The sequence below is a fragment of the Escherichia sp. WS1118 genome (genome assembly GCF_046487695.1).
Classification (GTDB): Bacteria; Pseudomonadota; Gammaproteobacteria; order Enterobacterales; family Enterobacteriaceae; genus Escherichia; species Escherichia coli.
The window spans coordinates 1-940 of record NZ_JBJQIZ010000037.1 but is presented as its reverse complement, the minus strand read 5'-3'; the positions used below and the strand labels follow the sequence as shown (position 1 = coordinate 940).

General features: G+C 56.3%; 1 protein-coding gene. It reads left to right on the top strand.

Going from position 1 to position 940, the window contains the following annotated elements:
• The coding region (locus ACJHYO_RS23935) for a glutamate decarboxylase (RefSeq protein WP_017686674.1) at positions 1 to 936 on the top strand (936 nt) is incomplete at its 5' end.
• Positions 937 to 940 lie beyond the last annotated feature (4 nt).

Genomic DNA, 940 nt, shown 5'->3' with positions numbered 1-940 from the left:
AACCTGGTGTGCGGTCCGGTACAAATCTGCTGGCATAAATTCGCCCGCTACTGGGATGTGGAGTTGCGTGAGATCCCTATGCGCCCCGGTCAGTTGTTTATGGACCCGAAACGCATGATTGAAGCCTGCGACGAAAACACCATCGGCGTGGTGCCGACTTTCGGCGTGACCTACACCGGTAACTATGAGTTCCCGCAGCCGCTGCACGATGCGCTGGATAAATTCCAGGCCGACACCGGTATCGACATCGACATGCACATCGACGCCGCCAGCGGTGGCTTCCTGGCACCGTTCGTTGCCCCGGATATCGTCTGGGACTTCCGCCTGCCGCGTGTGAAATCGATCAGTGCTTCAGGCCATAAATTCGGTCTGGCTCCGCTGGGCTGCGGCTGGGTTATCTGGCGTGATGAAGAAGCGCTGCCGCAGGAACTGGTGTTCAACGTTGACTACCTCGGCGGTCAGATTGGTACTTTCGCCATCAACTTCTCCCGCCCGGCGGGTCAGGTGATTGCACAGTATTATGAATTCCTGCGCCTCGGTCGTGAAGGCTATACCAAAGTACAGAACGCTTCCTACCAGGTTGCTGCTTATCTGGCGGATGAAATCGCCAAACTGGGGCCGTATGAGTTCATCTGTACCGGTCGCCCGGACGAAGGCATCCCGGCGGTTTGCTTCAAACTGAAAGATGGTGAAGATCCAGGATACACCCTGTACGACCTCTCTGAACGTCTGCGTCTGCGCGGCTGGCAGGTTCCGGCCTTCACTCTCGGCGGTGAAGCCACCGACATCGTGGTGATGCGCATTATGTGTCGTCGCGGCTTCGAAATGGACTTTGCTGAACTGTTGCTGGAAGACTACAAAGCCTCCCTGAAATATCTCAGCGACCACCCGAAACTGCAGGGTATTGCCCAGCAGAACAGCTTTAAACACACCTGATAAC